This window comes from Streptomyces griseoruber (assembly GCF_001514205.1).
In the GTDB taxonomy this organism is placed as follows: Bacteria; Actinomycetota; Actinomycetes; order Streptomycetales; family Streptomycetaceae; genus Streptomyces; species Streptomyces griseoruber.
This window is the reverse complement of the sequence record NZ_KQ948763.1, coordinates 477,560-490,703: the sequence shown is the minus strand read 5'-3', so window position 1 is coordinate 490,703 and position 13,144 is coordinate 477,560. Positions and strand designations below refer to the sequence as shown.

11 protein-coding genes and 2 pseudogenes are annotated in these 13,144 nt (G+C 72.7%); 5 read left to right on the top strand and 8 right to left on the bottom strand.

The window, feature by feature from the left end:
• Positions 1–160: 160 nt before the first annotated feature.
• Complete coding sequence (locus AQJ64_RS02065) at positions 161–805, top strand: precorrin-8X methylmutase (protein WP_079061457.1); 645 nt, start codon at positions 161–163, stop codon at positions 803–805.
• Positions 806–844: 39 nt separating this feature from the next.
• On the opposite strand, the gene AQJ64_RS02060 is transcribed toward AQJ64_RS02065, so the two are convergent.
• A complete protein-coding gene (locus AQJ64_RS02060) occupies positions 845–1,597 on the bottom strand; it encodes a cobalt-precorrin-6A reductase (protein WP_059202356.1) in 753 nt (250 codons plus the stop codon).
• 165 nt (positions 1,598–1,762) lie between these two features.
• Here AQJ64_RS02060 and AQJ64_RS45185 point away from each other — a divergent pair.
• Positions 1,763–2,224: pseudogene (locus AQJ64_RS45185) on the top strand (LysR substrate-binding domain-containing protein); the annotation flags it as partial.
• 112 nt (positions 2,225–2,336) lie between these two features.
• Here the strand turns inward: AQJ64_RS45185 and AQJ64_RS02055 are convergent.
• The 6 genes and pseudogenes from AQJ64_RS02055 to AQJ64_RS45180 form a co-directional block, all read right to left on the bottom strand.
• Positions 2,337–3,101, bottom strand: coding sequence for a YcnI family copper-binding membrane protein (locus AQJ64_RS02055; protein WP_055638968.1), 765 nt, complete (start codon positions 3,099–3,101; stop codon positions 2,337–2,339).
• Between the two features lie 49 nt (positions 3,102–3,150).
• Entirely contained in the window at positions 3,151–3,741 is a 591-nt protein-coding gene (locus AQJ64_RS02050) for a hypothetical protein (protein ID WP_059202355.1), read from the bottom strand.
• Between the two features lie 175 nt (positions 3,742–3,916).
• Positions 3,917–4,372 (bottom strand): (2Fe-2S)-binding protein, encoded by a 456-nt coding sequence (locus AQJ64_RS02045; RefSeq protein ID WP_055638610.1) that lies wholly within the window; start codon positions 4,370–4,372, stop codon positions 3,917–3,919.
• A gap of 70 nt (positions 4,373–4,442) precedes the next feature.
• Positions 4,443–6,518 (bottom strand): xanthine dehydrogenase family protein molybdopterin-binding subunit, encoded by a 2,076-nt coding sequence (locus AQJ64_RS02040; protein ID WP_079061421.1) that lies wholly within the window; start codon positions 6,516–6,518, stop codon positions 4,443–4,445.
• A gap of 148 nt (positions 6,519–6,666) precedes the next feature.
• Positions 6,667–6,816, bottom strand: a pseudogene (locus tag AQJ64_RS52195) (AMP-binding protein); the annotation flags it as partial.
• A 413-nt stretch (positions 6,817–7,229) separates the two neighbouring features.
• Positions 7,230–7,604 carry a DUF5132 domain-containing protein gene (locus AQJ64_RS45180; RefSeq protein ID WP_079061455.1) on the bottom strand — a complete coding sequence of 125 codons (375 nt, stop codon included), beginning with the start codon at positions 7,602–7,604 and terminating at the stop codon, positions 7,230–7,232.
• Positions 7,605–8,011: 407 nt separating this feature from the next.
• Between AQJ64_RS45180 and AQJ64_RS02035 the strand changes: the two genes are divergently transcribed.
• From AQJ64_RS02035 to AQJ64_RS02025, 3 genes are all read left to right on the top strand, one after another.
• Positions 8,012–9,523 (top strand): family 43 glycosylhydrolase, encoded by a 1,512-nt coding sequence (locus AQJ64_RS02035; protein WP_079061420.1) that lies wholly within the window; start codon positions 8,012–8,014, stop codon positions 9,521–9,523.
• A 52-nt stretch (positions 9,524–9,575) separates the two neighbouring features.
• Complete coding sequence (locus tag AQJ64_RS02030) at positions 9,576–11,024, top strand: family 43 glycosylhydrolase (RefSeq protein WP_107120587.1); 1,449 nt, start codon at positions 9,576–9,578, stop codon at positions 11,022–11,024.
• A 79-nt stretch (positions 11,025–11,103) separates the two neighbouring features.
• Entirely contained in the window at positions 11,104–11,895 is a 792-nt protein-coding gene (locus AQJ64_RS02025) for a polysaccharide deacetylase family protein (protein ID WP_079061418.1), read from the top strand.
• A 1-nt stretch (position 11,896) separates the two neighbouring features.
• On the opposite strand, the gene AQJ64_RS02020 is transcribed toward AQJ64_RS02025, so the two are convergent.
• The gene (locus tag AQJ64_RS02020; protein WP_397803132.1) at positions 11,897–13,123 is read right to left on the bottom strand and encodes a cytochrome P450; all 1,227 of its coding nucleotides are present in this window, start codon (positions 13,121–13,123) and stop codon (positions 11,897–11,899) included.
• Between the last annotated feature and the right edge of the window lie 21 nt (positions 13,124–13,144).

The window sequence follows — 13,144 nt, the reverse complement described above, 5'->3', positions numbered from 1 at the left end:
CGCAGTTCCTGGTCCCTTCAGCCTGACACCGGCCGTGGACCCCCGCCCGTCGGCCGCCCCCGGGGCGACGCGCTGCGCGACCGCGTCGGAGGGACCGCCCGCAGCGCGAGGGGTCGCCGACGGCGAGGGGCGATCAGGCGCCCTGGGTATGCTCGCCGCCATGGCGAACACCGTGACCAGCTACGACTACGAGAAGGACGGCGCGGCCATCTACCGCCGGTCCTTCGCCACCATCCGCGCGGAGGCCGACCTCTCGGGGCTGCCCGCCGACGTCGGGCAGGTCGCGGTCCGGATGATCCACGCCTGCGGGATGGTGGACCTGGTACGGGACCTGGCCTGCACGCCCGGGGTCGTGGCGCGGGCCCGGGAGGCCCTGCGCGGGGGCGCGCCCGTCCTCTGCGATGTGCAGATGGTGGCGAGCGGGGTGACCCGCAGACGGCTGCCCGCCGGAAACGAGGTGCTGTGCACCCTGTCCGACCCGGCCGTGCCGGAGCTGGCGGCCGAGCTGGGGACGACGCGCAGCGCCGCGGCGCTGGAGCTGTGGCGGGACCGGCTGGAGGGCGCGGTGGTCGCCGTCGGCAACGCGCCCACCGCGCTGTTCCGTCTGCTGGAGATGATCGAGGCGGGCGCGCCCCGGCCCGCCGCCGTGATCGGCGCGCCGGTCGGTTTCGTCGGCGCCGCCGAGTCCAAGGACGCGCTGGCCGCCAACCCGTACGGACTGGAGTACCTGGTGGTACGGGGCCGACGCGGGGGCAGCGCGATCGCCGCCGCGGCGGTCAACGCCCTCGCGAGCGAGGAGGAGTGACGGCGTCGATCGCCGGGAGGTGAGGGGGCGGTACGGAGGTCAGCCGGCCGTACGGGACCACTGTTCGGTGACCCAGTGGGCCGCCGCCTCCGGGGTGGGGGTGACGGGGACGCCCGCGGGGAGCGGGGGACGGCGGACCACGACCACCGGCAGGCCCGCCTCTCGGGCGGCCGTCAGTTTCGGGGCGGTGGCGGCTCCCCCGCTGTCCTTGGTCACCACGACGTCGATGCGGTGCCGGCGCAGCAGCTCCCGCTCCCCGTCGAGGGTGAACGGGCCCCGGTCGAGAAGGGTCTGTGCCCGGGCGGGACGGGGACCCTCGGGCGGGTCGACGGACCGTACGAGGAACCACAGGTCGTCCAGCCCGGCGAACGCGGCCAGCCCCATGCGGCCGGTGGTGAGGAACACCCGGCGCCCCAGCGCGGGCAGCAGCGCGGCTGCCTCCTCGGACGAGCCGGCCTCGTGCCAGTCGTCCCCCTCCCCCGGGGTCCAGCCGGGGCGGCGCAGGGCCAGCAGGGGGACTTCGGCGGTGGCGGCGGCCCGGGCCGCGTGGCGGCTCATGGTCGCGGCGAAGGGATGCGTGGCGTCGACGAGCGCGCCGATCCGCCGCTCGCGCAGCCACGCCGTGAGCGCCTCGGTGCCGCCGAAGCCCCCGACGCGGACCTCGCCCGGGGGCAGCCGGGGGCTCGCGACCCGCCCGGCGAGCGAGGTGGTCACCGCCAGGCCGGGCCTGCCGTGCAGCAGTTCGGCGAGCCGGCGGCCCTCGGTGGTCCCACCGAGGATCAGCACGTGCATGGGGGTACGGGTCCGTTCGTGAGGGGCGGTCGCGGTGCCCCCCACTCAAGCACACCCGCCCGGGCCCCCTCCCCCGCCGGTTCAGGCGCAGAAGTCCGCGACGGTCGCCGTGAGGATGCCGGCGAGGCGGTCCGGGGAGGCGAGGTCGACGTACCCGGTGGCGGCATGGGCGCCTTCGCCGTCGGCGCCGAAGAGCAGACAGGGAATGCCGGCGCGGGCGAGGGGCGCGCAGTCGGTCCAGAAGGGCTCCGCGCGGACGGCGGGCGGACGGCCGAGGGCCTGCTCGGCGTGGTGGAACAGCAGGACCTGCTCGACGACCCCCTGCGCCTGGCCGGTGTCCCGGACGCCGACGCCCGGGACACCGAGGAACCGGACGCCGGCGGGCCGCCGGCCGCGCTGCGGGCCCTGGCCGGGTGTGCCTGGGTGATGGAGCCCGAGGGCACCCCGGCGCGACGGTGGGCCGTTTCGCTGTGCCGTGACGCCGGCGTCGAACCCGACCTACGGTTCGAGAGCACCGACCTCCTGCTCCACCTCCGGCTGGTCGAACAGGACCTCGCCGCGGCCTTCCTCCCCGACCTCGTCTGGAGCGGCCGCCGCCCCACCGTCGCCCTCCACCGGCTTCCCCGGGGCCGCCGCCCCCGGCGTGTCTTCACCGTCGTACGCCAGGGCCGCACCCCCTCACCCCGCGGTCCCGGCCTGCCGAGCCGCCTTCCGGGAGGCGGTCGCCCTGAACTCCGGTCTACTCGGGCCGTGAGCGGTTCGGCCGGGTGCGGACCACGGCGAAGGCGGCCGCGGCCAGGCCCAGGACCCCCGCGGCCAGACCGGCGGCCGCGAGGCCACGGGCGGTCGAGTCGCTGTCGGAGCCGGAGTCGGCCGAGGCGGTGCCGGTGCCGGTGCCGGTACCGCTCTTCTCGTCCGCCGGGGCGGTCGCGCCGTCCGCGTCCCCGGCCTGGGCGCCCTTGGCGGTGAGGGTGACGACCGGCGCGGGGTTCTCCGGTTCGTCGTCGCCGGAGGCCGCCTCCTCGATCCAGCGGGTGACCTTGCCGTCGGAGTAGGTCTGGAGCGCCTTGAAGGCCAACTGGTCGGTGTCGTCGGGGAGTTGCCCGAAGGCGACGTCGAAGTCCTCGTACTGCCCGGCGGTGATCCTCCCGCCGGTCCAGGTGATCTCGGAGACGGCCTCGGTGATGGTGCCGTCGTCGGTCTTGACCGGCGTCTTGAGCCTGGTGTTCGTCACCTTGGCCGTCCATCCGTCCCGGGGCGAGACGAGGACACCGAGGAGGGGGTGGTCGGTCGGCAGGAAGATCTGCACCTTCGTGGTGGAGGCCGTGTCCTCCTCGTTGGGGACCCGGAAGGTCAGCAGCCCGTCCGTGGCTCCCTTGGCATAGCTCTCGGGGTGGACGGTGACATGGGCGGAGGCGGCACCGGCGGCGGTGAGGACCCCGGCGGCGGCGAGGGCGGCGACGACGCCGGCCCGGCGCAGGGTGGTGGTGCGGGTCGTGGACATGGGTGAGTGGCTCTCCGTACTCGAAACGGGATGTCGGGTGATGGTCCGCTCAGCGGATCGCGTACGACATCCCCGCCGGCGGCCCGCGCCGGTGCACGGCGTACCGCAGCAGCGCCTGCCGCGGCGCCCCCGCTCCCCCGCCCGCCGGCCGCCCCGGACGCGGCACGGCCGGGACGGCCCGCGCCCCCCGCGCCACCCGCCACCAGGCGACGAGCCCCGGCACGAGGGCGACGGCCCACCGCAGCAGCGACCACAGGGCGGCCTCGCCGCGCCGCAGCCACCAGGTCAGCACCAGGGCCGCCCCGAGGTGGGCCGCGGTGGCGTGCGGGGTGTGCGGATGCGCGGCGGAGTGCGACATTCGCAGGCCGTGCATGACCATCACGCTCTGCGGCCGGGCGGTGGCGAAGGCGAAGTGCAGCCCGGCCTGGGACGCGAGCGTGCCACCCCCGATGCCGGCCAGTGAACGCTCCCGCCCGCCCAGCAGACAGCCGGCCGCGAACAGGACGAGTGCCCCCGCGACCTGGGTCCGCACCGGCGGGGCCACGCCCGTGGCCAGCACATGGCCGCCGGCCGCGAGCAGCACGCACAGCACGGCGAACACCGCCGCCCGCAGGCTCCGCACCGCCAGGGACACACTCACGTCGCCCGATGCTGCCACGCAGCCGGCGGGTCGCTCCGCTCGCCCCCGCATGCACATCACCGCCCGCGTCCCTCCGCCCGGCTGGTCCCGCCTCCTCCTTACGAGTCGGACGGGAACGCGGTTCAGTTCCCGCGGATCCGGCGGCGCCGGGCCCGAGGACGGGCGGCGCGACGTCTCAGCCGTTCGCCGACGCCTTCTTGATCGCCTCGCGGATCCGGGGGTACGTGCCGCACCGGCACACGTTCTCGATGCGGTCGATGTCGGCGTCGGTGGGCCGGGCGGTGCGCTTCAGCAGGGCCGCCGCGGCCATGATCTGGCCGGGCTGGCAGAAGCCGCACTGCGCCACGTCGCACTCCAGCCAGGCCTGCTGGACGGGGTGCAGCCGGTCGCCGTCGGCCAGGCCCTCGATGGTGGTGACCTCGCGGTCCGCGCAGTCGGCGACCGGGACGACACAGGGCTGGATCTCACCGCCGTCCAGATGGCTCGTACAGGCGCGGCAGACGCCGACCCCGCAGCCGTACTTGGGGCCGGTGACGTCGAGGAGGTCCCGCAGCACCCACAGCAGCGGCATGTCGGCGGGCGCCTCGACGGTGACCGGCTTGCCGTTGAGGACGAAGGAGTAGGAGGGCATGGGCACCTTCCGGGCGTGGTGTTCGACGGAGAGCACGGTCACGCGTGCAGGAGTTCAGGAGTTCAGGAGTTCAGGAGTTCAGGGGGAAGCGACGTGGCCTGGTGCCCGTCGCGCGGGCGTAGGCGTTGGCGACCGCGCCGGCCGCCGCCGGGACGCCGAGTTCGCCCGCGCCGCCCGGTTCCCCGTGCGAGGGCATGATGTGCGCCTCGAAGCGGAGGGGGGCGTCGCGCTGGCGGGCGTAGTGGAAGTCGGCGTAGCTGCCCTCGCGGACGGCCCCCCGGTCGATGTGCAGACCGGCCGTCAGGACGGTGGAGATGCCGTCGATCGCCGTGCCCATGAGCTGGGCCTGGAGCCCGCGCGGGTTGACGGCGATGCCCACGTCGGCGGCCATCACCACCCGGGTCACCCGGGGGTGCTTGGGGTCGGTGGCGTCGATCTCGGCCAGGCAGGCCACGCAGGAGCCGTACTCCTCGTGGACGGCGACCCCCTGACCGTGCCCGGCCGGCAGGGCGCGGCCCCAGTGCCCGGCGGCGGCCGCCTTGGCGAGTACCGCCCGGACGGCCTTGCTGCGCAGTGTCGTACGGCGGAACGCGACCGGGTCCTTCCCGAGGCGTACGGCGATCTCGTCGACGACGATCTCCTCCGCCGTCCGCGAGGTCCCGGAGTCCACCGACCGCCAGGCGCCGAGCGGGATGCTCGCCAGCCCGACGGAGCCGTAGTCCCCGGACAGGGCACCGAAGTTGTACAGGCCGCTGTCGCTGGGCAGCGGCCCGGCCGCCGACGCGAAGGACGCCCGCCGGACGGCGCCCTTCCCCTCGTACGCCGTGCTCACCGAGGCCGTGGAGTGGGCGAAGGCCACCACGCGGCCACCGGCGAGGCTGGCGCGGATGCGGTGCCGGCCGGCCGGGCGCATGCGGCCGTGCCGGATGTCGTCGGCGCGGCTCCACATCAGCTTGACCGGCCGGCCCGCCGCCTTCGAGATGAGGGCCGCCTCCAGGGCGGCGTCGGAGTCGAGCCGCCGGCCGAACGAGCCGCCGCCGCGCATCACATGGACCTTGACCTTGGCGGCGGGCAGCCCGACGGCCTCGGCGATGCTGTCGCGGGCGTCCATCGGGGTCTGGGAGGAGAACCAGATCTCGGCCCTGGTGGGGCGGACGTCCGCCACCGCGGTCAGCACCTCCATCGGCGCGTGGCTGACGAACGCGAACTCGAACTCGCCCTCCACCTGCGCCGATCCGCGCGGCGGGGTGCCGAGGCGGGGCACGGCGGCACGCAGCCGGCGGCGGATGTCGGCGTCGGAGAGCGCCGCGAGCGGACCCGGCGCCCAGGTGATCTTCAGGGCGTCGCGGGCCTGGAAGGCGTGGTGGAAGGTCTCCGCCACCACGGCGACCCCGCCCTCGACCCGCACCACGGCGTGCACACCGGGCATCGCCCGGGCCGCGCGGTCGTCGAGGGAGAGCACCGTGCCGCCGAGCGTGGGCGGCCGCGCCACCACGGTCGGCCGGGCCCCCGCCACCGTGAGGTCGCCGGCGTAGCGGGCCTTGCCGGTGACGATGTCGCGCGCGTCGATGCGGGTGGTGGGCCGCCCGATCACCTGGTGCCGGGAGGCCGGTTTGGGCCGGGCGGACACGGCGGGCACCCGGATCGCGGCGGCGTACCCGGTGAGGTAGCCGAAGGTGGCCGAGCGTCCGTCCGGCGCGTACACCTTGGTGTCCCTGGTGCGCAGGGCGCGCGCCGGGACGTGCCAGAGCCGGGCCGCCGCGGTGACCAGCTTGGCCCGCGCGGTGGCGGCCAGCTGCCGGGCCGGGCCGTACAGCGAACGCACCGAACTGGAGCCGCCCGTGTACTGGTTGCCCTGGGTACGGGCGTCGGCGAGGGGGATGTCGATGTCGGCGAGCCGGGCGTCCAGCTCCTCGGCGATCATCATCGCGACGGCGGTGGTGACCCCCTGCCCGACCTCGACCCTCGGCAGCCGTACGACGATCCTGTTGGCCGCGGTGACCTCGAGGACCAGCATCTCCTCGTCGGTCCCGGTCACCAGCACGTCGGAGGAGCGGCGCGCGGGCTCGGCCCCCTCGGCGGGCGGGGCGTCGCAGGCGAGGGGGGCCGCGACGGTCAGGGTGGACGCCGCGAGCGTGTAGACCATGAAACGACGACGGGACAACTGACGGTCCAACGGGCACTCCTGTCCGGGTTCCGCGGGGTTCGACTCCTAGGAGGGGCGGACGCCCGCCGAGGTTGCCTGGAGCCCCGAAGCCGCGCGGAACCCGAGGATGACCGTCCGTCAGACCCGCACCGGCGACCGCGTCCGCCAGCATGTGCGCGCTACGCGCCTCGGCGTGGCCGGGGTCGACCGGCAGATAGGCGGCGCCCGCCGTCATCGTCCCGAGGATCGCGACGACCGGGTCCACGGAACGCGGCAGCACCAGCGCCACCACGTCCTCGGCCCGACGCCCTGTTCGAGGAGGGCGTGGGCGAACTGGTGGGCACGGGCGTCGAGTCCGGCGTACGACATCGGCCCGGGTCGGGTGCGTCCCGGTTCCGGCCGGGCGCCGCGGCCGATTCCGCCGTCCGGGTCAGTGGCGCGGATTTCCCGCCGGACCGGGGGCGGACACAGCGGAGAACGGCCGTCAGGGAATTCCTGAGGATTCCGCCGACCTCGGCGGTTCCGAGTGCGGGGCATGGAGGACCAGAACGCCTCCGGTGACGTCACTGACGCGCGCCGTCCTGATGCCGGGAGTTTTTTCCAGTACTTCGGCGAATACGCTCGCGAGATGTCTTTTCCCCGCCCTTTCGGGAATCTGCCAGCGCTGTCGCCCCGGAACGGCGGAGCACATGGTCACCAGCATGGTCATGGTCAGCGGATCCCCGAGGTCTTTCCCTGGAACGGGCACGGCGTGGGTGTTTCAGTGCGCCTTGTCGGTGGCGACGGCGGGCGGGCGCTTGGCCGGGGCCTCGTGGTGCCCGTCGGACGCGGCGGTCTTCGCGGCCGTGGGGCCGGCTCCGTCCCGCGGGCGCCGTCACCGCCCGCCATCTGCGCGGCCACGACCTCGGCGGTGACCTCGGCGGCGAGGTCCTGGACTCCCTCGCTCGCCTCGTGGGCGACGCGCCCGACCTCGAGGACGAGTCCGACGGAGGTCTTCACCAGTCCGCGCATCAGGGGTTTGACGACCCTTTTGGCGAGAGGTGCGGCGATGAGACCGATCAGGAACGGGGGAACCACAGGCGGCATGACGCGCACCCTTTCCGTTCATTCCCTTTCCCATTGTTCGCGTCCCCTATTTCCCGGAACCGGCCGCCGGGATCATTTCCTCCGGCATACGCGAACCGCCTCAGGTCATCGGAGGCGACGGTTCCGGAACCAAGCCGAGACCTGGGCCGTCACCCGTACAGGTAAAGGAGAGGGCAAAAAACGTCGGGTTCCGGCCAGTCGGGCCGAAACGCCAGGACTCGCCTTTCCCCGGGCATTTCACAGAGCGTGCACTATACACACACCTGAGAAAAGGACCCCTCGAACAAGCGGACTCCACCCCGGCTCGCCGAGAGCATTGACGCGGACATGCGGCCCCCTTATGTTCTGGGCCGAAGTTACGAACTACGTTCGAAATTACGGACAAGGGACGGTCCTGTATGCCTCGGATGTTCCGTCGGCGCCCCGGTTCGCCCGCGACGCGCCGCCGCAGACCTCTGCTCGTCTGCGTGCTGACGCTGCTGGTGGCCCTGGTGGCGGCGACCCAGCCGGTGTCCGCGGCGGACGGCCGCCCGTACACCAACCCGCTGAAGTCGTACAAGGGGGCCGACCCCTGGCTGGAGTACTACGACGGCAACTACTACCTGATCACCACGACGTTCACCGGCATCCTCGGCATCCGCAAGTCGCCGACACTGGCCGGCCTCGCCACCGCGCCCAATGTGCAGGTCTGGTCGGACACCACGTCCACCCGCAACACCAACATCTGGGCGCCGGAACTCCACCAGTTCAACGGCCACTGGTACCTGTACTACTCGGCCGGGCCGAGCGGCGTCTCCTGCTGCGACTCCCAGCGCACCCATGTCCTGGAGAGCTCCGGCACCGATCCGCTGGGCCCGTACACCTACAAGGGGTCGCTCACCGGCTCCAACCTCACGCCGGGCGGCTGGCTGATCGACGCCACCGTGCTCCAGGCGAACAGCAAGCTGTACCTGGTGGGCAGCGGGTTCATCAACGGCAGCAAGCAGAGCCTGGTCATCGCGCCGATGAGCAACCCGTACACGCTCTCCAGCGACACCTTCACGATCATCTCCAGCCCCACGCTGAGCTGGGAGACCTCGGGCGCGGCGGTGAACGAGGGCCCCGAGCCGCTGTATCACGGCGGCCGTACGTTCCTGACGTTCTCGGCGAGCTACTGCACCACGGCCGACTACAAGCTGGGGCTGCTGGAGCTGACCGGCTCCGATCCGCTCAGCCCGTCCTCGTGGACGAAGACGCAGTCGCCGGTCTTCCAGCGCAGTGACACGGGCGGGGTCTACGGTCCCGGTCACAACGGCTTCTTCAGCTCGCCGGACGGCACCGAGAACTGGATCGTCTACCACGCCAACTCCTCCAGCAGCGGCGGCTGCGGCAACGGGCGCACGACACGGGCGCAGAAGTTCACCTGGAACGCCGACGGCACCCCGAACTTCGGCACCCCGGTCGCCCTCGGCACCTCGCTGCCCGGCCCGTCGGGCGAGACGGCGGCGACCCCGGCCGCGTACACCCTGGTCAACCGCAACAGCGGCAAGTGCCTGGACGTCGAGGGCGGCGCCACGGCCGACGGCACGAACATCTTCCAGTGGACCTGCAACGGCGGGACCAACCAGAAGTGGAAGATCGAGGACCTCGGCGACGACACCAACCGGCTGGTCAACGTGGCCACCGGCAAGGTCGCCGACATCGCCGACTGCGCGAGCGCGGACGGCACCGACATCCGCCAGTGGTCGTGGCTGAACAACAAGTGCCAGCGCTTCCGGCTGGTGTTCACCGCCACCGGCGACTACGTCCGGATCGTCAACGAGTCCACCGGCAAGGTCGCCGACGTAGCGAACTGCGGTACCGCGAACGGCACCGACGTACGCCAGTGGACCTGGCTGGACAACACCTGCCAGCAGTGGCGCCTCGTGCCCACCACCTGACCCCACCCGCCCCCGCATCTTCCCGCATCTCCCCATCCCCTGGAGAACTCCCTTGAGACGCAACGCCGTACGGCTGCTCCTGGCCGTCCTCGTCGCCCTCGCGGCCGTCCTCACCGGCGTGGGCTCCCCCGCCCAGGCCGCCGTACCGGAATCGCCCGCCGTGACCTACACCAACCCGATCGCCGCGCAGCGCGCCGACCCGCACATCTTCAAGCACACCGACGGCTACTACTACTTCACCGCCACCGTCCCGGAGTACGACCGCATCGTGCTGCGCCGGGCGACGACCATCCAGGGCCTCGCCACGGCCTCCGAGGTCACCATCTGGACCAAGCACTCCAGCGGGATCATGGGCGCGCACATCTGGGCGCCGGAGATCCACTTCATCGACGGCAAGTGGTACGTGTACTTCGCGGCCGGGTCGACCTCCGACGTGTGGGCGATCCGGATGTACGTCCTCGAAGGCACCGGTTCCAACCCACTGACCGCGACCTGGACCGAGAAGGGCCAGATCACGACCACCTGGGAGAGCTTCTCCCTGGACGCCACCACCTTCGTGGTGAACGGCGTGCGCTATCTCGCCTGGGCGCAGCACAACCCGTCCGAGGACAACAACACGAGCCTGTTCATCGCGAAGATGTCCAACCCCTGGACGATCTCCGGCACTCCGACGGAGATCTCGCAGCCGACGCTGTCCTGGGAGACGGTGGGCTACAAGGTCAACGAGGGGCCGGCTCTGATCCAGCACGGCGGCAAGGTGTTCCTGACCTACTCGGCGAGCGCCACGGACGCCAACTACTGCCTGGGGATGCTGACCGCGTCCGCGACGGCGGACCTGACGAACGCGGCGTCCTGGACGAAGGGTTCGTCGCCGGTGTTCGCGTCGAGCGCGGCGACCTCGCAGTACGGGCCGGGGCACAACTCCTTCACCGTGTCCGAGGACGGCAAGTCGGACATCCTCGTCTACCACGACCGCAGCTACAAGGACATCTCCGGCGACCCGCTGAACGACCCCAACCGGCGGACCCGGGTGCAGAAGGTGTACTGGAAGGCGGACGGCACGCCGGACTTCGGCATCCCGGTCGCCGACGGGGTCACCCCGCAGCGGTTCTCCTCCTTCAACTACCCGGACCGGTTCATCCGGCACTGGGAGTACCGGGGGAGGATCGAGGCGAACGTCAGCCCGCTCGCGGACTCGCAGTTCCGGGTCGTGACGGGGCTGGCCGGTACCGGCACGGTGTCGCTGGAGTCGGCCAACTTCCCCGGCTACTACCTGCGGCACAAGAACTTCGAGGTGTGGGTGGAGAAGAACGACGGCACCTCGGCCTTCGCCTCCGACGCCAGCTTCTACCAGCGGTCCGGGCTCGCCGACTCGGCGGGGATCTCGTACGAGTCGTACAACTACGCGGGCCGCTACATCCGGCACTACAACTACCTGCTGTACGTGCAGACCCCGAGCACCACGACGGACAAGGGGGACGCCACCTTCTACGCCCAGTAGGGCAGGGCCCGGAGGGCCGCCCGACCGCACGACACCGAGACTATACATAGGGTGTATACGCGCTATGTATAGTCTCGGCATGCCTTCTCTGACCAGGAAGATGAAGAAAACGGGGGCCGGGTTGCGTGCCGTCGCCGTCTCGGCGGCGGCCGCCTGCCTGGCGGTCACACTCACCGGCTGCGGTGGTCTCGACACCACCGCCCCCAGCGCCGCCCGCGCCCGCCCGGCGGCCACCGTGCAGGCGGCCGCCCGCCTGGGTGCCGTCGACTGCCGCGAGGTGAAGTGCATCGCGCTCACCTTCGACGCGGGCCCCAGTGAGCACTCGGCCCGTCTGCTGGACATCCTCAAGGAGAAACAGGTCCACGCGACCTTCTTCCTGCTGGGGAAGCGCCACATCGAGAAGTATCCGGACCTCGTCCGGCGCATGGCCGCCGAGGGCCACGAGGTGGCCAGCCACACCTGGGACCACAAAATACTGACCCGGATCGAGCCGGACGAGATACGCGAGGAACTCCGGCGCCCCGACGACGCGATAGAGCGCCTCACCGGCCGCCGCCCCACCCTGATGCGCCCGCCGCAGGGCCGCACGAACGAGACCGTGCACGAGATCTGCCGCGAGCAGGGCCTCGCGGAGGTCCTGTGGACGGTGACCGCCAAGGATTATCAGACGACCGACTCGGCGCTCATCACCGAACGCGTCCTCGCCCAGGCCGACCGCGACGGCATCATCCTGCTGCACGACCTCTACGACGGGACGGTCCCGGCCGTGCCCGGCATCATCGACGCCCTGAAGGAACGGGGTTTCGTGTTCGTCACCGTGCCCCAGCTCCTCGCGCCGGGCACGGCGGAGCCGGGGAAGGTCTACCGCTGACTCACCAGGTCAGACGCAGCTCCTGCGGGGAGCGGTGGATCAAGGTGGGGCGCATAGTGACGGGGTGGTCCGGGTCGAGCCGGAGGCCGGGCAGGCGGCGGGTCAACTCGGCCAGCGTCAGGCGGAGTTGCTCGCGGGCCAGCTGGGCGCCGGGGCAGGCGTGCGGACCGTGGCCGAAGGCGAGGTGGCGGCCGGGCGGGCGGGTGATGTCGAACTCGTCCGGCCGCGGATGCCGCGCCCCGTCCCGGCCCGTCGCGCCGAAGGCGACGAACAGACAGGCCCCGGCGGGGAGTTCGGTGCCGGCGAGGGTGAGCGGCCGGGTGGTGACCCGGCGGAAGCCCTGGAGCGCGGTGTCGTGGCGGGCGGCCTCCTCGACGGCCGCGGGGATCCGCTCCGGCTCCGCGCACAGCAGGTCCCACTGGGCAGGGTGCCGCAGCAGATGCAGCACGCAGGTCCCGATCAGCGCGGTGGTGGTCAAGTGGCCCGCGATCACCAGGTTCTGGAGGTGGGAGACCACCTCGTGCCGTTCGTCCAGGGTGAGTTCGCCCGGCGAGGAGGCGGCGGAGGCCACCGAGGCGACGATCTCCGAGCACAGGTCGGGGCGCGGGTCGGCGTGCCGGTCACGGGCGTACCGGTCCAGGAGGCGCTGTCCGGCGACGGTGTCCTCCGCGGCGGCGATCTGCTCCTTCTCCGTCAGGGGCCGGAACAGCAGCTCCTCCGCCCGGTGGCCGCCGTGCACGACGACGGGCACATCGGCCGGGTCGAGCCCGACGATCCGCCCGACGACCTCGCCGGGCAGCCGGCGCGCGTACGCCGCCATCAGCTCCACCCGCCCGTCCCCGGCGAACTCCTCGACCAGGGCGGCGGCACGCTCAGCGGCGTACGGAAGGACGGCGGCGACCCGCGCGGGGGAGAGACCGCGGACGAGGGGCGCGCGCAGCCGCTGGTGCTCCTCGCCGTCGGTGCCGACGACCACCGGCCGCCCGCCGAACCCGGTGCCGAGCACCGCGAGCGCGGCCGGCGAGGGCATCACGTCGGGGCGCAGCGCCCCCGCCGACGAGAAGTCCTCCGGCCTGCGCAGCACCTCGCGTACGTCGTGGTCGCGGGCGACCAGCCAGGCGTCCAGCTCGGGGACGTGGAGCAGGCCCTCGGCCGCCCGTGCCCGTCCGTAGAGCGGGTAGGGGTCCCGCTGCATGTCGTCCAGTGCGCCGAGCCCAGTGCGGTCCACGTGACGTCCTCCCGTGCCGGT

Coding starts and splice junctions, on each gene's coding strand:
- AQJ64_RS02060 (WP_059202356.1), bottom strand. CDS start 1,597: ATGCACGTGCTGATCCTCGGTGGGACCACCGAGGGCCGCCGGCTCGCC.
- AQJ64_RS45180 (WP_079061455.1), bottom strand. CDS start 7,604: ATGCCGCCTGTGGTTCCCCCGTTCCTGATCGGTCTCATCGCCGCACCT.
- AQJ64_RS02055 (WP_055638968.1), bottom strand. CDS start 3,101: ATGTCCACGACCCGCACCACCACCCTGCGCCGGGCCGGCGTCGTCGCC.
- AQJ64_RS02045 (WP_055638610.1), bottom strand. CDS start 4,372: ATGCCCTCCTACTCCTTCGTCCTCAACGGCAAGCCGGTCACCGTCGAG.
- AQJ64_RS02025 (WP_079061418.1), top strand. CDS start 11,104: ATGCCTTCTCTGACCAGGAAGATGAAGAAAACGGGGGCCGGGTTGCGT.
- AQJ64_RS02040 (WP_079061421.1), bottom strand. CDS start 6,518: ATGGTCTACACGCTCGCGGCGTCCACCCTGACCGTCGCGGCCCCCCTC.
- AQJ64_RS02035 (WP_079061420.1), top strand. CDS start 8,012: ATGTTCCGTCGGCGCCCCGGTTCGCCCGCGACGCGCCGCCGCAGACCT.
- AQJ64_RS02065 (WP_079061457.1), top strand. CDS start 161: ATGGCGAACACCGTGACCAGCTACGACTACGAGAAGGACGGCGCGGCC.